24 protein-coding genes, 4 tRNA genes and 2 pseudogenes are annotated in these 25,860 nt (G+C 30.1%); 9 read left to right on the plus strand and 21 right to left on the minus strand.

All coding sequences use genetic code 11. The features are described 5' to 3' along the window. Nucleotides 1-43 precede the first annotated feature (43 nt). Nucleotides 44-1,837 carry a ShlB/FhaC/HecB family hemolysin secretion/activation protein gene (locus CLLT_RS07665; RefSeq protein WP_081352052.1) on the plus strand — a complete coding sequence of 598 codons (1,794 nt, stop codon included), beginning with the start codon at nt 44-46 and terminating at the stop codon, nt 1,835-1,837. Here CLLT_RS07665 and CLLT_RS07670 read toward each other — a convergent pair. Genes CLLT_RS07670 through CLLT_RS07700 form a run of 7 tightly spaced genes read right to left on the minus strand, consistent with a single transcriptional unit; the run spans nt 1,834 to nt 8,235 of the window. After that, nucleotides 1,834-2,406 carry a type II secretion system protein gene (locus CLLT_RS07670; RefSeq protein ID WP_074693069.1) on the minus strand — a complete coding sequence of 191 codons (573 nt, stop codon included), beginning with the start codon at nt 2,404-2,406 and terminating at the stop codon, nt 1,834-1,836. The two genes, CLLT_RS07665 and CLLT_RS07670, sit on opposite strands and share 4 nt — an antisense overlap. Next, nucleotides 2,403-3,410 (minus strand): tRNA (adenosine(37)-N6)-threonylcarbamoyltransferase complex transferase subunit TsaD, encoded by a 1,008-nt coding sequence (gene tsaD / locus CLLT_RS07675; RefSeq protein WP_070257360.1) that lies wholly within the window; start codon nt 3,408-3,410, stop codon nt 2,403-2,405. The genes CLLT_RS07670 and tsaD overlap by 4 nt, the downstream gene beginning before the upstream one ends. Beyond that, on the minus strand, nt 3,407-4,795 hold the full coding sequence (gene pgp1, locus CLLT_RS07680; RefSeq protein ID WP_074693070.1) for a peptidoglycan D,L-carboxypeptidase Pgp1: 1,389 nt from the start codon (nt 4,793-4,795) through the stop codon (nt 3,407-3,409). Before pgp1 ends, tsaD begins: the two co-directional genes overlap by 4 nt. Next, complete coding sequence (gene dxr, locus CLLT_RS07685; protein WP_012662221.1) at nt 4,792-5,871, minus strand: 1-deoxy-D-xylulose-5-phosphate reductoisomerase; 1,080 nt, start codon at nt 5,869-5,871, stop codon at nt 4,792-4,794. Before dxr ends, pgp1 begins: the two co-directional genes overlap by 4 nt. Further along, entirely contained in the window at nt 5,868-6,596 is a 729-nt protein-coding gene (locus CLLT_RS07690; protein WP_070257364.1) for a phosphatidate cytidylyltransferase, read from the minus strand. The genes dxr and CLLT_RS07690 overlap by 4 nt, the downstream gene beginning before the upstream one ends. An 11-nt stretch (nt 6,597-6,607) precedes the next feature. Then, a complete protein-coding gene (locus CLLT_RS07695) occupies nt 6,608-6,928 on the minus strand; it encodes a hypothetical protein (protein ID WP_012662223.1) in 321 nt (106 codons plus the stop codon). 2 nt (nt 6,929-6,930) lie between these two features. After that, a complete protein-coding gene (locus tag CLLT_RS07700; protein ID WP_012662224.1) occupies nt 6,931-8,235 on the minus strand; it encodes an NFACT RNA binding domain-containing protein in 1,305 nt (434 codons plus the stop codon). 41 nt (nt 8,236-8,276) lie between these two features. Between CLLT_RS07700 and CLLT_RS07705 the strand changes: the two genes are divergently transcribed. Then, nucleotides 8,277-8,855, plus strand: a complete 579-nt coding sequence (locus CLLT_RS07705; protein ID WP_012662225.1) for a molybdenum cofactor guanylyltransferase — start codon at nt 8,277-8,279, stop codon at nt 8,853-8,855. A gap of 18 nt (nt 8,856-8,873) precedes the next feature. Here the strand turns inward: CLLT_RS07705 and CLLT_RS07710 are convergent, their stop codons facing one another. Further along, nucleotides 8,874-10,226 carry a Na+/H+ antiporter NhaC family protein gene (locus CLLT_RS07710; RefSeq protein ID WP_074693072.1) on the minus strand — a complete coding sequence of 451 codons (1,353 nt, stop codon included), beginning with the start codon at nt 10,224-10,226 and terminating at the stop codon, nt 8,874-8,876. A gap of 134 nt (nt 10,227-10,360) precedes the next feature. On the opposite strand from CLLT_RS07710, the gene ilvD reads away from it, so the two are divergent. Beyond that, complete coding sequence (ilvD, locus tag CLLT_RS07715; RefSeq protein WP_074693074.1) at nt 10,361-12,037, plus strand: dihydroxy-acid dehydratase; 1,677 nt, start codon at nt 10,361-10,363, stop codon at nt 12,035-12,037. A gap of 74 nt (nt 12,038-12,111) precedes the next feature. Here ilvD and CLLT_RS07720 read toward each other — a convergent pair. The 4 genes from CLLT_RS07720 to CLLT_RS07735 form a co-directional block, all read right to left on the minus strand. Beyond that, nucleotides 12,112-12,199 (minus strand) — tRNA-Ser (locus tag CLLT_RS07720). A 33-nt stretch (nt 12,200-12,232) separates the two neighbouring features. Next, nucleotides 12,233-12,306 (minus strand) — tRNA-Cys (locus CLLT_RS07725). Between the two features lie 16 nt (nt 12,307-12,322). After that, nucleotides 12,323-12,411, minus strand: a tRNA-Leu gene (locus tag CLLT_RS07730). A 10-nt stretch (nt 12,412-12,421) separates the two neighbouring features. Further along, nucleotides 12,422-12,496: transfer RNA gene (locus CLLT_RS07735), tRNA-Gly, on the minus strand. A 168-nt stretch (nt 12,497-12,664) separates the two neighbouring features. On the opposite strand from CLLT_RS07735, the pseudogene CLLT_RS08115 reads away from it, so the two are divergent. The 4 genes and pseudogenes from CLLT_RS08115 to CLLT_RS07745 all read left to right on the plus strand — a co-directional run. Next, a pseudogene (locus tag CLLT_RS08115) lies at nt 12,665-13,489 on the plus strand (PDC sensor domain-containing protein); the annotation flags it as partial. Between the two features lie 717 nt (nt 13,490-14,206). Further along, on the plus strand, nt 14,207-14,647 hold the full coding sequence (locus CLLT_RS08105; RefSeq protein ID WP_370510401.1) for a methyl-accepting chemotaxis protein: 441 nt from the start codon (nt 14,207-14,209) through the stop codon (nt 14,645-14,647). Nucleotides 14,648-14,819: 172 nt separating this feature from the next. Beyond that, a pseudogene (locus CLLT_RS08110) lies at nt 14,820-15,353 on the plus strand (PDC sensor domain-containing protein); the annotation flags it as partial. A gap of 30 nt (nt 15,354-15,383) precedes the next feature. Next, complete coding sequence (locus tag CLLT_RS07745) at nt 15,384-16,751, plus strand: methyl-accepting chemotaxis protein (protein WP_407325847.1); 1,368 nt, start codon at nt 15,384-15,386, stop codon at nt 16,749-16,751. 32 nt (nt 16,752-16,783) lie between these two features. On the opposite strand, the gene CLLT_RS07750 is transcribed toward CLLT_RS07745, so the two are convergent. The 9 genes from CLLT_RS07750 to rpsU all read right to left on the minus strand — a co-directional run bounded on the left by CLLT_RS07750 (nt 16,784) and on the right by rpsU (nt 23,619). Then, on the minus strand, nt 16,784-17,203 hold the full coding sequence (locus CLLT_RS07750; protein ID WP_070255852.1) for a PepSY-like domain-containing protein: 420 nt from the start codon (nt 17,201-17,203) through the stop codon (nt 16,784-16,786). 62 nt (nt 17,204-17,265) lie between these two features. Further along, complete coding sequence (locus tag CLLT_RS07755) at nt 17,266-18,978, minus strand: ATP-binding protein (protein WP_074692297.1); 1,713 nt, start codon at nt 18,976-18,978, stop codon at nt 17,266-17,268. 8 nt (nt 18,979-18,986) lie between these two features. Continuing rightward, nucleotides 18,987-19,466 (minus strand): hypothetical protein, encoded by a 480-nt coding sequence (locus tag CLLT_RS07760; protein WP_070255845.1) that lies wholly within the window; start codon nt 19,464-19,466, stop codon nt 18,987-18,989. After that, on the minus strand, nt 19,463-19,954 hold the full coding sequence (locus tag CLLT_RS07765; protein WP_012662233.1) for a YajQ family cyclic di-GMP-binding protein: 492 nt from the start codon (nt 19,952-19,954) through the stop codon (nt 19,463-19,465). Before CLLT_RS07765 ends, CLLT_RS07760 begins: the two co-directional genes overlap by 4 nt. Further along, nucleotides 19,944-20,876, minus strand: coding sequence for a D-2-hydroxyacid dehydrogenase (locus tag CLLT_RS07770; RefSeq protein ID WP_012662234.1), 933 nt, complete (start codon nt 20,874-20,876; stop codon nt 19,944-19,946). Before CLLT_RS07770 ends, CLLT_RS07765 begins: the two co-directional genes overlap by 11 nt. Then, nucleotides 20,876-22,048: a glutathionylspermidine synthase family protein gene (locus CLLT_RS07775; RefSeq protein WP_012662235.1), complete on the minus strand. Its 1,173-nt coding sequence runs from the start codon at nt 22,046-22,048 to the stop codon at nt 20,876-20,878. Before CLLT_RS07775 ends, CLLT_RS07770 begins: the two co-directional genes overlap by 1 nt. Before the next feature lie 9 nt (nt 22,049-22,057). Then, the gene (locus tag CLLT_RS07780) at nt 22,058-22,684 is read right to left on the minus strand and encodes a UPF0323 family lipoprotein (RefSeq protein ID WP_012662236.1); all 627 of its coding nucleotides are present in this window, start codon (nt 22,682-22,684) and stop codon (nt 22,058-22,060) included. Between the two features lie 72 nt (nt 22,685-22,756). Continuing rightward, entirely contained in the window at nt 22,757-23,362 is a 606-nt protein-coding gene (locus tag CLLT_RS07785) for a LysE family transporter (protein WP_070255843.1), read from the minus strand. 44 nt (nt 23,363-23,406) lie between these two features. Beyond that, nucleotides 23,407-23,619 (minus strand): 30S ribosomal protein S21, encoded by a 213-nt coding sequence (gene rpsU, locus CLLT_RS07790; protein ID WP_002780697.1) that lies wholly within the window; start codon nt 23,617-23,619, stop codon nt 23,407-23,409. A gap of 185 nt (nt 23,620-23,804) precedes the next feature. On the opposite strand from rpsU, the gene ccoG reads away from it, so the two are divergent. Both ccoG and CLLT_RS07800 read left to right on the plus strand, forming a co-directional pair. Next, nucleotides 23,805-25,181: a cytochrome c oxidase accessory protein CcoG gene (gene ccoG / locus CLLT_RS07795; protein WP_070255840.1), complete on the plus strand. Its 1,377-nt coding sequence runs from the start codon at nt 23,805-23,807 to the stop codon at nt 25,179-25,181. After that, nucleotides 25,178-25,804: a TetR/AcrR family transcriptional regulator gene (locus tag CLLT_RS07800; protein WP_012662239.1), complete on the plus strand. Its 627-nt coding sequence runs from the start codon at nt 25,178-25,180 to the stop codon at nt 25,802-25,804. The genes ccoG and CLLT_RS07800 overlap by 4 nt, the downstream gene beginning before the upstream one ends. Nucleotides 25,805-25,860: the final 56 nt, after the last annotated feature.

The following is a 25,860-nucleotide window of genomic DNA, read 5'->3' on the forward strand; positions in this document are numbered from 1 at the left end:
TAGTTCTTTTAATAAACACACAAGCATAAAAGGAAAAACAACCATGAAAAAACTCTCTCTTTGTGCTATAGCACTTAGTTCTTTAATCTATGCTAATGAAGGAGGCATTAGCATAGCTAAAAATGATATAGAAAAGGTTATAGAACTATCTCCTGATAGAAACCTCCCTCAAAACAAAGCTATCAAAGAAAATCTAAAAACTAAAGATGATTATATAAAAACTCAAGAAGCTAAAAAAGACTTTGAAGCAAAAAAGAAAGCCTTAAAAGAAAAACTACAAGAAAATAAAGCTAGTGAGGAAACTAACAGTCAAACCAATACTAATTCTAACAATAACACCACTACCACTAAAAAGGTAATAACCAAATACAAATTCATCATCACTAATGAAAATACTAGCTTTAAAAAGCTAGGTATCAAAGAAGAAGATTTACAATTACTTATTAGTGAGTTTAGCACTAAAAAATTTAGCTTACAAGATTTACAAGATATATCTAATATCATAGCTTATTATTTTCAGGTAAATGGTTATCCTGCTGCAACAGCTTATGTGCCCCAACAAGAATTTGAAGATAGTGTGCAAATAAATATAGCCTTAGGAACATTAGGTAAGTATATAATAAAGAATAAAACAACTATAAAAGATTATTTTGTAGAAAGTAAACTTAATGAAAGAATTAAAGGTAAAATCATCTCTACTAAATTAATAGAAGATAGTGTATATAAAGTCAATGAAATGTATGGTGTACAAACCCTAGCAGGTTTACAAGCAGGAGAGAATGTAGGAGAAACTGATATAGTTATAGAAGTAGAACCTGATACTAAGGCAGATATATTATTATATGCTGATAATTATGGTATTGAAAGTGCAGGGGATATTAGAGCTGGTATTAGCATGGGTTTTAACTCATTATTTAACATGGGTGATTATTATAATTTTTACTTACAATCAAGCAATGAAAATCAAATCAACTATGGAGCTAGTTATACTTTCTTTTTAGGAAATTTAAAAATTACTCCAAGCATATCTCAAGGAACATATTCTTTAGGTGGAGAATATAAAGAAGTTGGTTTTAGTGGTACTTCTAGAAATTTTGGTATAGATTTTTCTTACCCTGTGTGGATAAACACTAATTCATCTTTATACTTTACTTCTAGTATTTATCATAAGATATTAAAAGATGAGCCTTTTTCAAATATATTTGAAAATTATAGTATTGATAAACATTCTAATGTAGGCAGTATGGGTTTAGAAGGTTTATTTAGAGGATTTGAAAACAACACCTTAAGTTATAGTGCTAAGGTAAGTGTAGGTAAGGTTAATGATGATGGTGCTACTATGTTTGGAAATACATCCAAAAGTGGAGGCAAAGGCTTTGGCTGGTTTAGAAAACTCAATGCTAGTGTGAATAATTATTATAGTATTAATGAATACATTACTCATACTTTAAATATAAACTATCAAAAGGTATTAGGGAATTTTGAATTAGATTCTTCTGAAAGCTCATCTTTAGGTGGAGCCTATGGAGTAAGAGCGTATGATAATGGTGAGGGTGATGGAGATAATACCATAGTAGCTAACTTTGGTTTAAGAATAAACATACCAAATACTAATTTTTACTTTACTCCTTTTTATGATATAGGCTATGCATGGTATGAAAAAGATGGTGGTAGATTAACAGATGAACATTTTTTAGACGCAGTAGGTTTACAAATACTTTATAATAAACCAAATGAATACTATATTAAACTAGATGGAGCAAGAGCAGTTCATCAGTATAAATACGATGATGATCACAGAATGAAATTATATTTAAGTGGTGGGATTTATTTTTAACCACTACTTAAAAAATACACCCTAGTAGCTAGGTCTTTAAAAGCTTTAGAGTGGATTAGGCTTTGGCAAGCTTTGGACTTTGAAGTACTTGTAAATTCACTTTGACCAAAAGCATTTAAAACCTCATCTAGTTGAGTTTTTATGCTTTGATTTTTAGGATCTTTCAAAGCTTGATTTTTTAAATCTGCTATATTTTGAGCCTTGCTTTTTTGAGTGCTATCTACCATAAGCGCTAAAAGCAAAACACTTTCTTTGTCTACAAAAAGTACTTTAAAACACTGCTCATCATTTCCTACGCTAAAATCCAACTCTTTGGTGGTATTTTGCAAATTTGATAAATCTTCATTTTTTATATTTGCTACATTACTCATTAAAGCTATGCTTGAAAGACTTTCATTTTTTAATACATAAGAATTTATATCATTAATAAAAGTTTTTAAATTTCCTAAAGCTTGAGCTGTGCTTGCTTCATCTTTACTAGTGCTAAATTTTGGCAGAGCAACCGCAGCTAAAACTCCAAGTATAATTACTACAAACACAAGCTCTATAATAGTAAAAGCTTTTTTCATAATACACCTTGTAAATTTTTGACCTTCGGGCTTATAAGATCATCTTCAATACTTACAAATTCTTTACGCTCATAAGCTTCACATGCTGCTCTTGCTATCATCAAAGCATTATCTGAACAATACTCAAGTGGGGCAAGTAAAAGCTCACACTGATAGCTTTGACACAAATGCTCTATTTGGCTTCTTAAACTTAAATTTGCACTAGCTCCACCTACTATACCAAAGCGTTTAAATTTATACTCTTTAAAAATTTTTTCTAGCTTATTCATAATATGTGCTATAGCTGTTTTTTGAAAGGCAAAGGCGATTTGATTTTTTCTTTCTTGAGTTAATTCTTCTTTTAAAATTTCTAAGCGCACTTGGTTTTTAAGACCTGAAAAACTATAAGCTAATTCTTTAGAATGAAGCAAGGGTATGCTAAATTCTAAATTACTTTCTTTTGCATTTTTAGCTAAATTTTCTATGATAGCCCCACCAGGATAGCCCAAATTCATCATCTTAGCTACTTTATCAAAGCTTTCTCCAAAGCTATCATCATTTGTTCTTGCTATTTCTGTAATTTGTCCTTGATTATCAATAAAAAGCACCATGGTATGCCCACCACTTACAAGCAACACGCCCATATCAAAACAAGCTTTTTTACCTAAAAACATAGAGTAGATATGTCCTTTTAAGTGATTTATCGCAATTAATGGTAAATTTAAACTAATAGCAAGTATCTTAGCCATAGCCACCCCACCTATCAAACTCACACTAAGCCCAGGCTCGTTTGTAACTGCTATGGCACATAAATCATTAAAATATTTTTCACATTGACTTAAAATATTTGGCAAAGCTTGGGTGTGTAACCTTGCAGCAAGCTCTGGCACAACCCCGCCATATTGGCTATGTTCTTGTTCTTGAGAGATTTTTTTATGAAATTTACATTCATATGTATTTTTATCAATAATTGCAATAGAACTATCATCACAAGAGCTCTCTATAGCAAGGATTAAGCTTTTCATTGAAATTCCACTAAAATCATACCTATAAATTTATCCTTTTGCTCTGCTTTTTCTATAGCAGATGTTGAAATTTTGGCATTTTTTATTATTTTTGAGTGTTTATTTTCCATCAAAACTTGCTCGTTTAAATTCGCATTTTTCAACTCATAAAATTCCACCCTATAAATTTGTCTTTTTTTATCGATAGAATATCTTTTTTGCATTTGATTTTTATGGATTAAAATTTCACTCTCATCACTACCCTTATCAAAGCCTATAACATTAACCCTTACTCCATTAATCGCAGGAATTTCAAAATTATTTTTTACTAAAATCTTACGAGCAAAAGGTGTTTCTATAAGCTTTCCATCAACTAGTAATTCCACACTCTCAACTGCATTAGAAAATTCAAAATACTCAGGATAAATTCTAGTTTGCAAACGATTTCCATAATTAATAGAATATGAATTTGCGTTTGAAATTACTGCTGTGATTTCATTACTTGCTTCATAATTTAAAGCTTGATTAACAGGGAAAGGCAAAAAATTTATAGCATTAGTAGGTTTGTCAAGATAAAGTAAAATTTTATCATTAAAAAGTCTTACCTCTAAAGGCTTTTCAATGGCTCTATAAACTCCATTTGGAGTTAGTTCAAAGCTTCTACTAAATTCTATATTTGCTTTTTTTAAATAATACTCCACCGCCAAAAGATGATAATATACTCTTAAATGGGTTGGTAAATTTTTACTTGCTTCATTAGCAAAGGCTGCTTTGTGATTTGACACCACAAAATAAGTTAAAGCCTTTAGCATATCTTTATCGTTACTTTCTTGGGTTTTGGTATTTTTTAAATGATATTGATGTTCTTCTTTAATTAATGCTTTATTGATATTTTCCACTGCTTCTTTGGCTATATTTTCTAAATCTGCATATTTAGTAGAATTTACTTCGCTTTGATCGATAATACTAGTATTACCCCAACGATTTGGGTTTTTATCCTTGCTTTCATATTGAGGTCTGTAAAATCCACTTCCATCGTGCAAATTTATAACCATATTTACCTCAGGTTCCAAAATAAGCTTTTTTATGCGCTCTATAGTGTGAAAATCAGGATCGTTTTCATCTATATGGGCAAATTTTCTATTTAAATCTCCAAAATTTCCCCTATTTCTAGCGATAATACTTTCAAAAGCTAAATTGGGCGCAACGATAATCTTACCTTTGGTGATATTATAATCACTCAAAAGCAAGCTAGCTGCATGAAATCCACCTGGCTCATCGCCTTGAATTCCTCCAAGAATTAAAACCGTATTATTATCATCTAAGCTTTTTCCATTTTCTTTCACACTAAATTCTAAAGCAAAAACCACATTTATAAAAATCAAAATACTTAAAAAATATCTCACTTCATTTCCTTATCTAAATAAAGCCTTACTCGCTTATCATACTCAAAAACATCTTCAATTTGGTTAATCTTTGGCACTCCAAAATGATCTAATGCTTTAAAAATCCCTTTTGAAATATCTAAAAACCCCATTTGATTTTTTAAAAATTTATAAACTAAATACTCATTTGCAGCATTTATTACAACCCCTAAATCAGGATTTTTCAAAAGTTCATCTTTTAGCATAAATATAGGATATTTTTTTAAACTAATTTTTTCAAATTTTAAACTTGGCATAGCTAATAAATCCAAATTTTCTATAAAACTTTGATCATGCTCATCTAAAATCGCTTGAGCTATAGATAAACGCATATTTGCATGAGAAAAATAAGCACTTATCCCACCGTCTTTAAATTCACACAAAGCATGCACTAAAGATTTTTTTTCTATCACAGCATCAATTTGTTTAATACCATAAAGATGATAAGCTTCGATGATTTCAAAAAGCTTATTGCACATACTAGCACTATCTATAGTGATCTTAGCACCCATGCTCCAGTTAGGATGCTTCAAAGCCTCTTTTACGCTGACATTTTTTAAATCTTTGATTTTATATTTATAAAAAGCACCACCACTTGCTGTTATGAAAAGTTTTTTAATATCTTTTCTTTTATCTATCAAGCACTTTAGTGCTGCGTGTTCGCTATCTATGGCTTTAATCTTAGAAGTATCAAAAAATTTCCCTGCTACTACTAGACTTTCTTTATTTGCTAGGGCTAAAGTTTTACCAAGTTTTTGTGCTATAAGACTTGAGTTTAATCCTGCAAAACCAACTATAGCATTTACTACAAATTTGCTTTTGCATTCACTAATCATTTTTTTTAAGCCATCTTGAGCGCAAAAAATATTTTTATGATCAACTAAATGCTTATCTTTCTCATCTTGAATACATACAAATTTAGGCTTAAAAAGAGCTATTTGCTCATTTAAAAGTTTTATATTTTTTCCACAAGATAAAGCTTCTATGCTTATGTTTTTTTCTTTAGCGATAAAAAGAGTATTAACCCCTATACTTCCTGTACTTCCAAGAACGATCATGCTAAAGTTGCCATTGCAAATGCTGCAATGATAACAGCATCAATTCTATCTAAAACTCCTCCGTGTCCAGGGATTAAATTACCGCTATCTTTAATACCTGCTTGTCTTTTAAAATAACTCTCAAGCAAATCCCCTATCACAGCAAAAATAGCTACAATTAAAGAAATATAAATGCTTTTTATTAAGCTAAATTCAAAAGAACCTATGATAGTTCCTAAAATTCCTGCACAAACTATACCGCCTACAACGCCTTCTAAAGTTTTATTCGGGCTTGTTGGAGAAAAAGCTCTCTCGCCAATTAATTTTCCTATAAAATACGCCCCACTATCACACGCAACGACAATCACTATAAGCCAAAACAATACAAACATACCTTCATAGCTTAACACCTGATAAAGCATTAAAATAGGCAAGGTAGGATATATATAAGGCATAAGCTCATTTAAATTTTCACTTTTTTTATAAACTAAATATCCTAAAATCAAAATCAAAGCCATAAGGCCTATAAAGAAAGGTTTATCTAAAAATGCCCCTATTGCAAAAATACATAAAGCCGCAAAAACACTTGCATGTTTGCTTTTAAACATAGCCTTTGCTTCATTAAATGCAAAAAATAACATTATGGCAAAAATAGCAAAATTAATCAAAAAATTATCCACCAAAGCAACAACAGCTATCACAGCTATCATCACAATAGCACTAAGAATTCTTGTCTTTGAAAACATTTTTATCCTTTCTATATGCTCAAATCAAGTAAATGAGAGCTTTTTTTAACTACTTCTTGTTCTTCATCTTCTTGTTCATCTTTTTCTTCTTGTTCTTGATGATGCTTAGAATGCCTCTTTTCTTCCTCTTGTCTTTCTTTTATTTCATCACTTACCTCATGGGCTTGATTAACTTTTTCAAGTTTTTCAACCGTCTTTTCTTTTGCTTGAAACTCACTCATATTTACCAAAGTTGCAAAAGAATCTTTTGCTAGTTCATTGCTTGCTTGTGCTGAATGTACTGGTGCATTTTGATTAGCATAATTAACACCACCTATGGGACTTATAGGCATATTCACTCCTTTAAAATGCTTATAGTCTTATAATTTGTATAATTTACAAAAGCCTTCTCTCTAACTTTAACAAAATTCTTGCTCGTATAATCGACCAAATAAGTTCCAGAACTTAGCTTGGAAAATTCCACACAAAGCTTTGCGGCAAATTCTAGCACTAATTGACTTATTTTTAATTTATTTGAAGTGATGATTACATGCGCACTAGGATAATCTTTCACATGCAACCAAATATCATCTTTTTTAGCTATTTTTAATAAATACTCATTAGCTTTTTCATTGCGTCCTACGCTGATTTTAAACTCATCAAAATAAAAGCTACTAACCCCTGCATTTAACTCTTCTTTTTTCGTTTTTTTACTTTTTTTAGGCATCAAAACTTCTAATTCTCGCAAAGAAGTGCTTTTAGTGATTAAATCTTTTAAATTGATTAAAAAATCAAGTTTTTCACTTAAAATTTCTCTTTCTATATTGATATTTTTAGCCTTTTGTTTTAATTTTTTTGCCATTTTATAAAATTCATTCGCACTATTTTTAGGGCTATCTTCGAGCTTAAAAGCAAGCTCATTTGCATTAAAATCTTGCAAAATAAATTCTCTTTGATAATCTTTTAAAAAATTTAAATTAGCAAATAAAACATCTGCTTTTTGGCTTAATTCCTGTGCTTTTTTTAATAAATCGCTTTCTTGCTCTAAATTTTCTATACTCTCTTTAAGGGTAAAAATTTTTTTATCTATATTTAAAAGTTTATTTTCTTTAATATCCTTTAAGCGATCTTGTTGCAATTTTTTAGCACTTTCTTTAAAGTACACATTAAAATCATCTATTTTTACAAATTCTTCTTTGATCTCATAAGCTTTTAAAGCTTGTAATTTTTCTCCTATTTTTACAATGCGGTAACTTTTATCTATATGACGCAAAGCTTCTATGATGATATCATCAGTATCTGTGATGATTACATTGGTATTTTTTCCTGTAAATTCAAAATAAATCTTAGCCCCATAAGCTTTGTAAGATTTTTCTGATAAAACTTCAAAAGATAAAATTCTATTATTTTCTAATACTTCTAAATTTAAAATCTTTGCATTAGAGAAGTATTTTTTTAACATAAAATCAAAAGGTGCATTATAGACTTTTGCTTGAAGTTTATCTTGGTAAATTCCACTTTTTCCACGCGTTAAATCTAGTATAAAAACTTGATGATCTAAGCTAAGTTCTAAGATATTATCATCAAGGCGTTTGAGATAATTTAGTCTTTGGAATTGTTTAAAATAATCTTTTATTTGTATTAAATCTGTATATTTCATAAATGTATTATAAAATATTTTGATGAATTTATGAGGTTTTTATGAGTGAAAAAATTCCTTATCCTTGTGTGATTTTATGCGGCGGGAAGTCTTCACGCATGGGAGAAGATAAAAGCTTATTACAAGTAGATGATAAAAACTTAACTCTTTATCAGTATGAAAAAATGTCAAAAATTTTCACTCAAGTTTTTATTAGCACCAAAAAAGATAAATTCCATCAAAAAAACTTAGCTCTTATTTTGGATGAGGATTTAAACAACTACTCCCCGCTCATTGCCTTAAATTCCATACTTAAACATTTTCAAAATACTTATGTATTTATCCTTAGCGTGGATACTCCAAATATAAGCCAAAAAAGTATCTATACGCTTTTTCATCAACTAAAGTCACAAGACATACTTCTTGCAAGTACAAAAGAACACAAACATTATTTATGTGGATTTTATCATAGTAGAAATTTTGAAAAAACTTTACAATTTTTACAAGAAAATAACCATAAATTAGCCCTTTTTTGCTCACAAATGAAGGCAGAATTTATCAACTTTGAAAACGAAGAAGAATTTGTCAACTTGAATTATTTTAACGAATATAAAAAATGGAAACATATGCTAAAAGCCTAAAAAAAGGCTTTTAGCTAGTTAAAGTAAGCAAAAAGCTATAATGCTACCCAAAATAAGCAAAGAGCCATTAAAACATAAAAAGGTTGGTATGCAAGTATCTTTGATATGATCACCTTGCTTATCTGCATTAAGCCCTACACTCACCCCCAAAGTCGTTTCACTAGCAGGCGATCCTGCATCACCTAAAGCTCCAGCAACACCGATGATAAAAATAATCGCTGCCGGAGAAAAACCAAGCTCAAGACAAATTGGACAAAATAAAGCAGCAATGATAGGAATAGTCCCAAACGAACTTCCTATGCCTATGGTGATTAAAAGTCCGATCGCCAACATAATAAAAATAGCCAAAAAGTGACTTTGCTCCATAAAAGGCACACTTGTTTTTACAAGCTCGGCTATACCCCCACTTTGCTTTAAAACCTCTCCATATCCTGAAGCAACAAGCATTACAAAAGCTATATAACCCATGATTTTAAGTCCATCATCAAAAACTAAATTAACTTTGTTATATTCTACCCCACCTAAAACTACCATCAAAACAAAACCCAAAAGTCCTGATAAAGGTAAATTGTGCGTTAAAATTTGCAAAATCAAAGTCAAACCAAGACCCACCAAAACACCCCATTCTTTTTTACTCATTTTTAAATTTTCAAAATCCATTTTGCTAATTTGTTCTTCTTGATACTCTCTTGGTTTAGCATAAAATACAAACACAGCCAAAAACAAACCAACCAACATACAAATAGCCGCAAAAGCCATAGTTTGAGAAACTTCTCCTAAACTAATTTGCACTCCATTTGAATTTAAATTATCCACAAGCAGAGTTTGAAAAATAAGCCCAAAACCCAAAGGCACTACCATATAAGGTGTGGTAAGCCCAAAAGTTAAAGCACAAGCTATAGCTCTACGGTCTATTTTTAATTGATTAAAAAGTTTTAACAAAGGTGGAATCAATAAAGGCACAAAAGCCACATGGATAGGGATTAAATTTTGCGAAAAACAAGCAATCAATGCCAAAGAAAGTATAAGTAAATATTTTTTATGTGAAATATAATGCGAAACTATTTTAATCAAATATGCTGTTAGATTGGTTTTTGATATAGCAGCAGCCACTGCTCCAAGTAAAATATAACTTAATGCAGTTTGTAAATTTCCTTGCATACCATCAATTAAAACTTTCATAGAATCCATCATGGCTTGTGGAAGTTGAGTAAAAAATTCCACTAAAGTCAAATGCTCTACATTCATAAATTTAGACCAAACACCCACAAAAAGCCCAGAAAGCAAAACACTGAGCAAAACATTAAACCTAAAAAAACACAAAAGCGTCATTAATACAACGCCTATAAATACTGGATTAGTTAAAAGCATTACATTCCTTAAATCAAAATAATTGCACATTTTAAATAATTTTCTTTAAAATACCATTTAAGTTTAAAAAATTTAAGCAAAAATTGCAAAATAAAAGCATAAAATGATAGTTTTTACTTTAAAAAAGGATACAAATGAGAAGTGATGCGATCAAAAAAGGACATTTAAAAGCACCAAATCGCTCTTTACTTAGAGCATGTGGCTTAAATGATGATGATTTTAACAAGCCTTTTATAGGCGTAGCAAATAGCTACATAGATATCATCCCAGGGCATTTTTTCTTAAACGAATATGCAAAAATCATTAAAGATGAAATTCGTAAAAATGGCTGTATTCCTTTTGAATTTAACACCATAGGTGTAGATGATGGTATAGCTATGGGGCATGATGGTATGCTTTATTCCCTGCCAAGTCGTGAAATCATTGCAAACTCTATTGAAACAGTGATGAATGCACACCAACTTGATGCGCTAATTTGTATCCCAAATTGTGATAAAATCACTCCAGGTATGCTTATGGGGGCTTTAAGAGTAAATGTACCAACCATTTTTGTAAGCGGTGGACCTATGAGAGCAGGCGTAAATAAACATGGAGAAAAAATCAGCCTAAGTTCTGTTTTTGAAGCAGTGGGAGCTTATGAGGCTAAAAAAATTAATGAAGATGATTTAAAAGATATAGAATGCAAAGCCTGTCCTAGCGGTGGATCTTGCTCGGGTATGTTTACTGCAAATTCTATGAATACTTTATGCGAGGCTATGGGTATTGCACTTGAAGGAAATGGAACTATTTTAGCACTTAGCAAAGAAAGAGAAGAGCTTTTAAGAAAAGCTGCGCGTAGAATTTGCGAGATTGCTCTTGATGAGCGTTTTAAAATTCGCAATATCATCACTAAAAAATCCATTAATAATGCCTTGGTTGTTGATATGGCTATGGGTGGAAGCTCAAATACTATCTTGCATATGCTTGCTATTGCTTATGAAGCAGGTGTAAATTTGGATATAAAAGAACTCAATCACATCAGTGCTAATGTAGCTCATATAGCTAAAATCGCTCCATCTTTAAATACAGTTTATATGGAAGATATACACAAAGCAGGTGGGGTAAGTGCAGTAATGGCTGAAATAGCTAAAAAACCAGGCCATATTTTAGAACTTGACACTCTAGATATTAGCGGAAAAACTTTAAAAGATCGCATTGAGAATGCTGATATTAAAGATGAAAACATTATAAGAAAAATAAATAATGCCTACTCAAATGTAGGTGGGCTTGCTATACTTTTTGGAAATTTAGCTGAGCAAGGCTGTGTGATAAAAACAGCAGGTATTATGGGCGAGCGTAAATTCAAAGGAAAAGCGGTTTGTTTTAACTCTCAAGAAGAAGCCATTAAAGGCATTATAAAAGGTAAAGTTAAAGAAGGTGATGTATGCGTGATACGCTATGAAGGACCAAAAGGCGGCCCTGGCATGCAAGAAATGCTTAGTCCAACTTCATTGCTCACAGGCATGGGACTTGGTGCTAAAGTTGCACTTATAACAGATGGTCGTTTTAGTGGAGCTACAAGAGGACTTAGTATAGGTCACATTTCCCCTGAAGCTGCAGAAGGTGGACTTATAGCACTTTTAGAAGATGGAGATGAGATAGAAATTGATGTGGATAATTACAGCATCAATGCAAATTTAGCCCAAGATGAAATTGCTAAACGCAAAGCAAATTTTAAAATGCCTTATAAGCAAATAAATTCAAGATGGCTTAAAATGTATCAAAAGCTTGTTAGTAATGCTAGCAAAGGCGGAGTTTTAGATTTAGAATAATTTTCTTAATTTCTTTAAGAAATTAAGAAATATCTTTTTAAATGTAAAACAAAATATGAAAAATTATGTTAAAGTGGCCGGGAGAAAGGGATTCGAACCCCTGGAGGTGTGACCCTCAACGGTTTTCAAGACCGCCGCTTTCGACCACTCAGCCATCTCCCGAAAGAATAAAAATATCAAGTGTTAACATCGCATTGGAGGCGACATCCGGATTCGAACCGGAGATCAAGGCTTTGCAGGCCCATGCCTTACCGCTTGGCTATGTCGCCTTGAGTTACCAAAAAGTGGTGCCCGAGGCCGGACTTGAACCGGCACGGAAGAAAAATTCCGAGGGATTTTAAGTCCCTTGTGTCTACCAATTCCACCACCCGGGCGGGTGATAAATGGAGCGGGAAACGAGATTCGAACTCGCGACCCCAACCTTGGCAAGGTTGTGCTCTACCCCTGAGCTATTCCCGCATTTTAAAATTGAAATTATACTTAACAAAACTTAATTTTTTATAAATTTATAATAATTAAAATTATCATATATGGACTATACTATACGGCATAATAAAAATTAAAAAATTATTTATTATAGATATACTATAATTTAACAAAAATTATTTTAAAAACAAGGATAGAAATATGTTTAATTTTCGAAGCTTATCAAGTAAACTTACTTTTATAGTTGGATTGCTTATAATTGCTATTTTGATTACAGTTAATATTATTAGCTATTACCAATCAAAAAATTCAACAAGTCAGTATCTTGAAGAAATTCAAGTGAAAACAATGTTTGATGTTAACAAAGCATATGAAATTTATGGGACAAGTAAAAGAACTGCTATTGATTCGATAGTAAAATTTATGGAGAAAAATCCGCATCCAGATATTAATGAGTTGTTTGATATTCTAGAAACCATTAGATACTCTGCTGGATATGATGTAACTTATATAGGTTTTGAAGAAGATGGAAAACTATACCAATCTAATAAAATCATAAGAAGTCCAGAGCAAACTGGTTTTGATGCAAGAACAAGACCATGGTATCAAGAAGCAAAAACAACAGGAACACTTGTAGTTTCTGATCCTTATAAAAGTATTGAAGATGGTTCTATAACAATTTCCTACACAGCACCAATATATGTAAATGGTAAACTTTTGGCTGTAGTTGGTGGAGATTACAACCTTCATACTTTTGCAAAAGATGTGCTTATATTAGGTCATTCTCAAAGTTCATATGCGGCAGTTTATGATAAAGAAGGTCAAATTATTTTTCACGAAAATAAAGATTTAATGCTTACTAAAAATGATCTAAGTATTAATATAGCTAATGCAGCCAAAGCCAACCCTGATTTAATCGATCCAAGCAAAGAAGATTCTTTATTTTATGCAAAAGATGGTAATAACAAAACCCAAGTAGTAACTTGTGTCCAAGCTTTAAATCCTAAATATATGGTTTGTTCGATTACCGATGAATCTGTATATTCTGATGCAGTTAATGAAGTTTTATTCCAACAAGTTATTATTGCATTTATAGCCATAATCATAGCATTAATATTGGTAAGATTTGCTATTATAAAAAATTTAAAACCTATTACGGTAATTACTGCCGGCCTTAACTCATTCTTTGATTTTATCAATCATAAAACCAAAGACTCAGCTATGATTAATGTTAATACAAATGATGAACTAGGTGCTATGGCAAAAGCTATCAATGAAAACATCACTAAAACTAAAAATGCTTTAGAACAAGATGCTAAAGCAGTAGAACAATCAGTTGAAACAGCTAAAGAAATAGAAGCTGGTAATTTAACAGCAAGAATAACAGCTATTCCTGCTAATCCTCAATTAATAGAATTAAAAAATGTATTAAATGATATGCTTAGTGTATTAGAAGAAAAAGTTGGTTCTAATATGAATGAAATTAACCGTGTATTTGATAGCTATAAAGCATTAGACTTTACAACAGAAGTTGCTAATGCTAAAGGTGGGGTTGAAATAACTACTAATGTATTAGGTCAAGAAATAGTAGCTATGCTAAGACAATCTTCTGAATTTGCTAATTTACTTGCAACACAAAGTGGTAAATTACAAAGTGCTGTTAGAGAATTAACAGATTCTTCATCAAGCCAAGCTTCTTCTTTGGAAGAAACAGCTGCTGCTTTAGAAGAGATTACTTCTTCTATGCAAAATGTATCTCATAAAACAAGTGAAGTAATAGCTCAAAGTGAAGAGATTAAAAATGTTACTTCTATAATAGGAGATATAGCTGATCAAATTAATCTACTTGCATTAAATGCTGCTATAGAAGCTGCAAGAGCTGGAGAGCATGGTAGAGGATTTGCTGTTGTTGCTGATGAAGTTAGAAATTTAGCTGAGAGAACTCAAAAGTCTTTAGGTGAGATAGAAGCTAATACTAATATCTTAGTTCAATCTATTAATGAAATGGGTGAAAGTATTAAAGAACAAACTACAGGTATTACTCAAATCAATGATGCTGTAGCTCAAATTGATCATGTAACACAAGAAAATCTTAAAATAGCTAATGATAGTGCTGCAATATCTGAAAATGTAAATAAAATAGCCAATGATATTTTAGAGGATGCTAAGAAGAAGAGGTTTTAAAAAATTAGCAAAAACATTAACTCTATTTAAGAGTTAATGTTAATAATATTGTATCTAGTGTTTAAATTTAATTAATATTTAGTTACATATAATATCCTTATAATAACAAAAATTTTTAGGAGAATAATTAATGAAAAGCATTAAACTAAAAGTTGCTATGATTGCAAATATCATGGCGGTTATATGTCTTTTAATTTTAGGCATTGTTACATTTATTTTTGTAAAACAATCTCTTTTTGATGAAATTGTTAATTCAGAAAAAAATCGTTTAATTTCTACTAATAATCTTGTCGAAAACTTCAGAGAAAGCACTTCTAATTCTTTATTAAAATTATCCGAGACTATCCTCAGAAATCCTTATTCAAATCTTAATTCTCAAGAAGCACTAGCGCAAAATGTTGGTGTGCAACTAAAAGCTTTTAGAGATGCAGGAAATTATTTAGCAGTATATATTGCTCAACCAGATGGTGAATTAGTTGTAAGTGATCCAGATAGTGATAGTAAAAATATTGACTATGGTTTTTATGGAAAAGCTGATGGTTATGATGCAAGAACAAGAGAATTTTATATAGAAGCGAGGAAAAAAAATGGCTTATTTATAACTGCCTCATATATTGATGCAACCACTGGCTTACCTTGCTTTACTTACGCTATGCCTTTAAATAAAGATGGTAAATTTGTAGGTATTTTAGCGATTGATGTTTTAGTTAAAGATTTAATAGAAAATTTAAAACAAATGCCAGGTGATTCTTTCGTTTATGATAAAAATCGTTACGCATTTGCATCTACTCATAAAAATTACACAGGAAATCATCCAAATATTTCTACAATCGCTGATGCATTTTCAAAAACTAAAAACAACGAACCTTTCTTCTATACTAGCGCTGAAGGAAATGAAAGACTTGCCTTGTGTAATAATTCAAATGACTACACTGTATGTAATGTTGCTTATGTTGATACAATAAACAATTCAAGTGAAAAAATTGCATACATTCAAGCTATTATAGTTATTTTCACAAGTATTTTAAGTGTTGTATTGTTGTATTTTATCGTTTCACGCTATCTTTCTCCACTAGAAAAAATCCAAACAGGCCTTAACTCATTCTTTGATTTTATCAACCATAAAACCAAAGACTCAGCTATGATTAATGTTAATACAAATGATGAATTTGGTGCTATGGCAAAAGCTATCAATGAAAACATCACTAAAACTAAAAATGCTTTAGAACAAGATGCTAAAGCAGTAGAACAATCAGTTGAAACAGCTAAAGAAATAGAAGCTGGTAATTTAACAGCAAGAATAACAGCTATTCCTGCTAATCCTCAATTAATAGAATTAAAAAATGTATTAAATGATATGCTTAGTGTATTAGAAGAAAAAGTTGGTTCTAATATGAATGAAATTAACCGTGTATTTGATAGCTATAAAGCATTAGACTTTACAACAGAAGTTGCTAATGCTAAAGGTGGGGTTGAAATAACTACTAATGTATTAGGTCAAGAAATAGTAGCTATGCTAAGACAATCTTCTGAATTTGCTAATTTACTTGCAACACAAAGTGGTAAATTACAAAGTGCTGTTAGAGAATTAACAGATTCTTCATCAAGCCAAGCTTCTTCTTTGGAAGAAACAGCTGCTGCTTTAGAAGAGATTACTTCTTCTATGCAAAATGTATCTCATAAAACAAGTGAAGTAATAGCTCAAAGTGAAGAGATTAAAAATGTTACTTCTATAATAGGAGATATAGCTGATCAAATTAATCTACTTGCATTAAATGCTGCTATAGAAGCTGCAAGAGCTGGAGAGCATGGTAGAGGATTTGCTGTTGTTGCTGATGAAGTTAGAAATTTAGCTGAGAGAACTCAAAAGTCTTTAGGTGAGATAGAAGCTAATACTAATATCTTAGTTCAATCTATTAATGAAATGGGTGAAAGTATTAAAGAACAAACTACAGGTATTACTCAAATCAATGATGCTGTAGCTCAAATTGATCATGTAACACAAGAAAATCTTAAAATAGCTAATGATAGTGCTGCAATATCTGAAAATGTAAATAAAATAGCCAATGATATCTTAGAGGATGCTAAGAAGAAGAGGTTTTAACAATCAACCAAACCCTTAACGGGTTTAGGTGGTTAATCGTCAAATTTTTGTCCTAGAATATTACCTTTAAAATCTGTATAAATTTCCATCATGTTATTTGTTCTAAATTTATATCCATTTATTCTTTTATCTACTTCAACAATAGCTGCATTTGGTTGCGCTGCTTGTACTTTAGTTATTACTTCTTTTGGGATAAATCCTGTCGGAATGCCTTTGTATTTACCATCAACTTCTTTCCAATCTCCATTAACAATAAAGTCAATTTCGGTTCCATCTACCAAATTTACCTCATAAGAATCCACATCTTGTTTGACATAACCTACATTTACACCTTTAAAATGAGTGTTTAAAAACTCTTGAGCCTTTTGAGGTAAAGCACTTGGACTAACAATCACATCTGCAAACATAGAACTTGCACAAACCAAGCTAGCCAACATTAGTTTCATTTTCATTTTTTCTCCTTTAAATAAAAGTTGAAAGAATGATATTATTTGCTTGTGAAATTTATGTGAATTTAATTTTTAAAACCAACTATTTTATTTTTATCAAATGAAGATTCTATTTCTTTTTCTATAGTGTGCAAAAAATCACTCATTTTAAAGATACCTTCTTTAGAAATAGCCGCTTTTAAAGCTGTATTTTTAACCACCATTACAATTTGAGCTCCACTTAATTCATGCGAAGCTAAATTTTTTAAATCAAAACTATCATCAAATTTAGCATTCTTAGGTAAAGCTTTTTGCCATATCATTAAGCGTTGTTCGTAATTTGGCTTTTTAAATTCGATTTTATATTCAAACCTTCTTGAAAAAGCCACATCTAAATTTTCTAAAAAATTGGTTGTAGCTATGATAACTCCACTAAAACGCTCAATTTGCTCTAAAAAGATATTTTGCATTTGATTATGCATTTTATCAGCACCACCACTACTTTCTACTCTTGTACTTAAAAATTGATCTGCTTCATTTAAAAGCAAAATAGGGCTTTGCTTACTTGTTTGACAAAGCTCTTTATAAGTATCAAAAATTTTTCTTACATTTTGCTCACTCTCGCCCACATATTTGCTTAAAATTTTAGAACAATCAAAACTCAAAATGGATTTTTTCATAGCTTTTGCCATGCTTAGCGCACTCATAGTCTTACCCGTTCCAGCAGGACCATAGAAAATTATCTTAGCCTCTATGTTTTTATTTGTTTTTATACCCCATTTATTTAATCTTTCTAAAACTTTTTTATCTTGTTGTTTTAAAATACTTTCTAATAAAACTTTAGTGCTCTCAGGCATAATAACATCATCTATATTGATATTTGGCTCAATCAGCTCAAATATATCCTGACTTTTTACTAAATTTTGCAATTTAATTTTTTTGTTTTTCTTTGGCTCTTTAAAGTTAATAATTCTTTGTAAAATATCATCACTTAAATAAAATATCTTAGTTACATCGCCTAAAGAATTTACAAATTCATCGTATTCTAAAAGATTAGAACTAAGCAGCTTAGAATCTTCTTCTAGCAAAACTTTATTTTCTTCTTTTTGCATATCATTTTCGCTGATTAAGTGCAATAAAAAATTACAATCTCTACTATAAGAATTTTCAGTATTTAGCAAATACTCTTCTTTTAACAAACTAATAAATATCAAACACTCTTTATCATTTAAAGCATATTCTTTAAAAATCTCTGCTAAAACATTGGAAATTTTACTCTTTTTTAAACGCTCTTTAATATATGCTTCAAAGGTGGTTATATCTTTTTTTATATTCTTACTTTGAGAACTTTTAGCAAAAAAGCGTAATCTTTGATAAAGATCGATTTTAAAAAATTCATCTTTTAAATACGCAATATGATCTTCATAAATTTGATCTTGCATATAATCTTGTATAGTTTTATTTTCTAAAACTTGTAAGAAAACTTCACTTAAACTTAATTCACATTGTAATAAATTTAAAAGCAAGCTTGAGTTTTTACTTGCTTTAAAATCAGAAAAAATTTGAATAATAAAACCTTTTTCTATAAGATTTTTAAGATCTTTTAAATGATCTAAATATTCATACTCATCATTTTTAAAAACTTCGCTAAGAAGATTATAAGCATTAATACTTGTATTTGCCTGCAAATAATTTTTACATAAATGCTTTAAGATTAAAATTTCATCTTCATTACATTGTAAGTTTTTATAAATATTGCTTTTAAAAGTATCATTAAGAAAAAGTTTTAAATCTTTCATATTTTCCTTTATATTGATTTTATACTAAATTTGATTTTAGATTTTTTATCACTAAAATTCATGTTTTTATCACAAACCTCATAAAAAATATCATAATTTTTGCCTATAATCTTTTGAGTAAAACCACAAGAGGTGATTTGCTTATTTTTTCCATAAAAAATAGGTCTTTTATAGACTAGATCTTGTAAAAAATCATCATAATATTCATTATTAAAAAATCTTTTATTAAAAAAAGTTTTTGCATAGCATATGCCATTAACGCAAATTTTATCGCTAATTTTTAATTCAAGTAAGGCTTTAGAAGCGCTATAAAGCTCTAAACTTGTAAAATTTTTTCCCTCATATAAAAAACCATAATCAGCAAATTTAAATTGAGAGGTTTTTAAAACAATATAAGCACTTTGTGCTTGTGTTTTGCTTTTTAAAGCACAAGAGCTTAAAAAAACGCACACAAAACACAAAAAAACTATTTGAAGTAAATTTTTCATTTAAGATTTTTAAAACTAAGATTAAGTTCTAAATTGAGTTCTTTTACTATTTTCATCACGCTTTGTAAATCATCAATTTGCTTACCAACTACGCGAATTTCATTACCTCTAATACTTGAAGTTACCTTTAGCTTGCTATCTTTTATGGCTTTGTTGATTTTTTTAGCACTATCAGTATCAATGGCATCATTAACTTTTAAATTCAATCTAAAATTTGCTCCACTTTCTCTATTTAACTCCTTAATGCCCGCTGGATTTATCCCTCTTTTAATAAGCTTTGAAATAACAATATCTTTTAACACTTCAAGCTTTGCTTCGCTAGAGCAAATAAGTTTATAAACACTTTCTTTTTCATTTAGTTCAATTTCGCTTTTAATGCCTTTTAAATCATATCTACTATCAAGCTCTTTTTTGGCTTGCTCTAGGGCATTTTTTAACTCTTGTTTGTCAATTTCCCCGCTAATATCAAAACTATGTTCACTTGCCATTTTCTATAAACTCCTTAAGATTATTAAATACAATTTGGATTAAATTTTGTATGGATTCTTCACTTGCCCATGCAACATGTGGAGTGATAATTAAATTTTCTTTATTTTTTATACTAAGCAAAGGATGATTTTTAATCATAGGTTCTATTTCAAGCACATCAAGCCCTACTTTGATATTTTTCTCATTCATAACTTGAGCTAAATCTGCTTCATTGATGATTCCACCGCGTCCCACATTAATCAAAATAGCCTCATCTTTTAAAAGCATTAATTCTTTCTTGCTTAATAAATTTTTTGTCTTATCATTTAAAGGCGCATGTATGCTAATTGCATCACAAGTTTTTAAAAGCTCTTCAAGGCTTACTTTTTCATATTCATCATTATTATTAGTCCCTGAAGTAGAATAATAACAAATTTTAGAACCAAACATTTGAGAAACCTTAGCTACTTCTTTACCTATAGCTCCAAGTCCTATAATACCATGTTTTTTACCGGTTAAAGTATGCAAAGTCTTGCTAAAATCACAAAACATTTTACTCTCACACCATTTGCCTTCTTTGCTCCATTTATCATAATATGGAATTTGATTTAAAAAAGCAAAAAGCAAAGCAAAGGTATGGCTTAAAACACTTTTTGTAGAATAACTAGCGGCATTTTTTACCACTATACCTTTAGAATTTGCATAAGCTACATCTATATTATTTACCCCAGTACCAAGTTGTAAAATAAGCTTTAGATTAGTGTTATCAATTACTTCTTTATCAATGATGATTTTATTTATCATCACAACTTGCGCATTAGCTATTCTTACAATAACCTCATCTTTAGAAGTTAAATCATAGCTTACAAACTCACCAAGACTTTCAAAAGCCGTTAAATCTGCTCCACCTAAGGTAGCAGCATCTAAACATACTATTTTCATTAATCTTTTACTATATGCCCTACAAATTTAGAATAATTATCAAGCACCAAACCGCCTTTTCTAAAACCTAAACCACAGCCCTCATAAGCAAAGAAAACTCCTGCTTGATAATAATCATTTTCATTTTTGTTAAATTCTGCAAATTCTTGATATACAAAACGATTGTTTTGGTAATCCCCATTTGTTTGAAAACTCACATCTCCATTAGATTCTATAATAGAAACATTAGCCCCTTCTCTACCAAAAACAGGCTTTTTAACGCATTTTTTGCCCACTAAAGGCTCATTGCTTGTTTCAAGCAATAAAGGATGATTTGGATAAAGCTCCCATAAAATTTTCATTATACCCTTACTTTGAAAAAGTAAAGTATAAGCAGGATTTAAAATGATTGCTTTTTGATTTTGCATAATTTGAGTCAAAAGCATAGCAAGCTCGCCTTCTTCTATGGCTATACTCTCCCAAGGAATGAGTTTGAAAAAATACTCAAAATTTACATCATTTTTAAAAACACCTTCAGGCGAAAACTCTACTTCATCTATAAAAGAAAACTCACTCTCAAAACCTGCTTCACTAGCAATGTGCGCTAAAAGTTTGGTTGTAATCATATCCTCATCGCTACCTGCAATTGAAGAAAATAATATCTTCCAACCCTCATAATATTTTTCAAATTCACTTACATCTTCTTCTAAAGTGATAAGTCTTTTAAAATTGTCTTTTAAAGCTTCGTATATATTGTTAAATTGTGAGCTTTCATCAAAATTATTTTGTTTTAAAATAGCCCATTGCAAAATAGCGCTTTCAAATAAAGAAGTTGGAGTATCAGCGTTAAATTCTATCAATTTTATAGGTTTACCGTCAAGTCCACCTGCTAAATCAAATCTTCCATATAAATGCCAATGCACATCATTTTCCCAGCTCATTTTAATAGCATCTATTAAATTAAAAGGAATTCCAAGCTCATCAAAGCGATTATTATCTATAACTTCTTGCGCAGCAGCTACAAACATATCATAAAGTTCATTTACTGCTTCATAATAAGCATTTGCTTCATTTTCACTAACACATACTAAATTAGAATCTAAATAATCACTTCCATCATTATCTGTATGCCATGAAAAACCAATTTGATCTAAATATGATTTTTCTAAAGGATTTACTTTTAAAAATTCCATTTTTTATCCTTAAGATCCAAAAGAGCTAGAAGAACTTGAAGTAGCCTTAGAACCGCCACCAAAAAAGCCTGACTTTTTAGCATTTGAGCTTGAAGCAGTATTTGTGCCTGCTTTGTTAAAACTATTCACACTTCTTTGATAAGCACTTTGATTTGAAAATGCCCCTCTTTGTTGATTTGTAAAATTTTGATTATTAAAAAGTTTTGATCCTATCCAGCTACCAAGTATAGCTCCAGCCGCACTAGCAAGCAATGTCTCACCCAAAGAAAGACCACCGCTACTCATAGAAGCATTGTTGTTATTTGGATTTGTTAAATTTGAAGTTCCATTGTCTATTTTAGCAGCTTCTTCTTGGATTAATTTATCCATTTCTTCTTTACTTAAAACTCTTTCTGTGCCATCAAGCTGTTTTAAAACCACTCTAGTTTCATCGCTTGGAAATTGATCTTTGATTTTATATTGATTTGGAGCGGTCTCTTCTATAATAACAAAAGCACCTTGAGTATTTGCTGCTTGACTTAATGCATTATTGTTAGAATCATTTGTATTATTACTGCATGCACTTAAAGCACCGCCACTTATAGCAGCAATACCACTTATCATGCCAAGCTTAAGTATAGTTTTAATATGTTTCATAATCTTTCCTAAATTTATAAGTTTAACTTAATAAGATTTTAACAAAAAAAGTATTAATAAAAATTAATTGCTTTAATTTATCATAATCATTAAATTACTACTTAAAATAAACACAGCAAAAGCAAAAAATACAAAAGAACTTAAATAATCAATAAGTTTTAAATTCTTTTGATAAATTTTTACCATAAAAGATTTTGAAAATAAAAAAGAAATTAAAGCAAAATAAATTATAGTTTCTAAAATCAAAACAAACACTAAAATTACCAACATCCATTGTATTTTTGTAAAATCAAAACTTGCAAAAACACTAGCAAAGTAAAAAATAGCTTTTGGATTCGATAAATTTGTTATAACGCCACTTAAAAATGCAGATATATGAGCTTTTTGAACTTTTATATTACCTATTTTTGCATTTTTATAAATCCCATAAGCTAAATACAAAAGATAACAAGCTCCAAAGCTTGATAAAATAATTTGCAAAAATGGAAATTGATAAAAAATTGCACTTAAACCAAGTATAGAAAGTATAATCCAAACACTCATAGCCAAACTCACACCCAAACTTGCCTTTAAAGCACTTTTCATACCCCCTCTTAAAGCATAAGAGCTTATTAAGAAAAAATCAGGCCCGGGTAAAATAAGTCCAAAAAAATGAATGAGTAAAATCCAAAGAAACATAAGAATTTAATCGAAGAAAAGCCGAAAATTCGGCTTTTTTGGTATTAGAGTCTTGACTCGTAGCGTCTAAGCATATAAAGTCTTTTAAGCATTTTTTTGCGAGCTGAAATTTTTTGTTTTTTACGAATTTCAGTCATAGGCTCAAAAAATCTTCTTGCACGAACTTCAGTAACAACTAGATTTCTATCTACTTGTTTTTTGAATTTTCTATACGCTTCATCAAAAGACTCGTTAGGATGTACCTTGATTCCTGGCACGACCCTCACCACCTTTCATTAAAAATTTTGAAACCTTTGATTATACCATAATTTTACTTGAAAATAAAATTTATTTTTGTAATAATTGCATAAATAAAAATTAAATATAAATTCTTAATTAAGACAAAGTTTGGTTTAATTTTTCTAGTACTACAATTAAAAAAATATTTTAAAGGAAATCCAAAATGAATGCCTGTATTACTAATTATACTAAGAAAAGATATATAGCTTATATCATTTCTATGGTTGTTTTCATTGCTTTACCTTTTATCAAAATCAATGGAAATCATTTCTTTTTATTAAGTTTTGATCATAAAAAACTTAATTTATTTTTTATAGCTTTTGACACCCAAGAGCTTTATTTAATGCCATTTCTTATTATGGGTATGTTTTTAACTATACTTTTTGTTACGACATTAGCTGGAAGAGTATGGTGTGCATGGAGTTGTCCTCAAACCATTGCTAGAGTTATTTATAGAGATTTATTGCAAACAAAAATCTTTAAAATACACAAAAGCACTGCAAACAAACAAAAACAAGTAGATGGATTTTTTATTAAAAAAGCTTTAAGCATTGTGATTTTTTATCTTTTTTCTCTATTAATGATGAGTGCTTTTTTATGGTATTTTGTACCACCTGAAGATTTTTTTGTATATATTCAAAACCCTGCTGATCATTTATTGCTTTTGGGAATTTTAATTTGTGCTTCTTTAGCCTTTACTTTTGATATAGTGTATTTGGGTGAAAAATTTTGTGTTTATGTGTGTCCTTATGCAAGAATTCAATCTGTAATGTTTGATAATAATACCGTTCAAGTAATTTATGATGAAAAAAGAGGTGGAGTGATTTATGATGGACATACTAAACTTTACCAAAAACCACCACAAGGTGAGTGTATAGGATGTGAAGCCTGTGTAAAAATTTGTCCTACACATATAGATATAAGAGCTGGAATGCAACTTGAGTGTATTAATTGTCTTGAATGCGCTGATGCTTGTTCAAAAATTCAAGCTAAATTTGATCGTCCTAGTTTGATTAATTGGACTAGTGCAAAAGCTATTGAAACAAGAGAGAAGGTAAAATATTTCAGATTTAGAACTATCGGATATTTAGTAGTTTTATGTGGTGTTTTTGCAGCCTTAGTTTTAATGGGAAGTAAAAAAGAAAATATGCTTTTAAATATTAATCGCTCTAGTGAGCTTTATCAAATTAGAAAAGCACATGATGGAGAATTAATTATTAGTAATGCTTATGTATTTTTATTCCAAAACACTGATAATAAAGCCCATGAGTATTATTTTGATGTGAAATTACAAGGCATTGATGATGGTTTAGAAATCATTAGACCAAAAAAACCTTTTAAATTAAAAGCTGGAGAAAAAGACAAACAAATAGTTGTACTAAAAGCTACCAAAAAACTAGCTGATAATGATAGAAAAGATACCGTAATACCTTTAACTATTAAAGCATACTCGCTTGATGATAAAAATATCATAATCACAAGAGAGAGTAATTTTGTCTATCCTAAAAACTCAATTATAGAGCACAAAAAACACCGATGATAAAAAAACTTTCTTCGAAATCTCAAGCAAGACTTGAAAAAATCAAACAAATTGCTGCGGAGTCGTTTTTAGAAAACGGCTACGAAGCAACTAATCTTAAAGATATTATCAAGCAAGCTGGTGGTTCATTTTCTTGCGTATACGAGCATTTTAAAAGCAAAGAAGGTTTATTTGAAGCGGTTTTGAATGACTTTGCAGAAAATCATTTTCTAGCTATTTTAAATAAAAATATGCAACTTTCACCCAATGCGAATTTAGAAGAATTTCTACATCAGTTTGCTAAAGCTTATTTGGGGATTTTCAATGATGCTAAAACCATAGCCATAGTAAGACTTTTATATTCTGAAATTTACAATGAAAAATTTGATTTTGGAAAATGGTTTAAAGGGGGTAATAGAAAAGAGGTAGAATATGTACTTCAAAAAAGATTTGAAGAAGAAAATAATGAAAATTTAGCTAAAAATGCTGAATTTTTAAGCTATACATTTTGTGCTATGCTTAGGGGAACCTTTTTTATACAAAGTACTTTTGAAAACAAGGTTTTAATGAGTAAAAAAGAGCAAGAAAATCATGCAAAAAAAGTTGTTAAGCTTTTTACTCAAGGTGTTGTTAATTTTAATTAACCAAAGATTGATAGAATAGTAATCATAAAAATTTTGTAATATAAATTACTTTTTTA

The organism is Campylobacter lari subsp. lari, from assembly GCF_013372185.1.
In the GTDB taxonomy this organism is placed as follows: Bacteria; Campylobacterota; Campylobacteria; order Campylobacterales; family Campylobacteraceae; genus Campylobacter_D; species Campylobacter_D lari.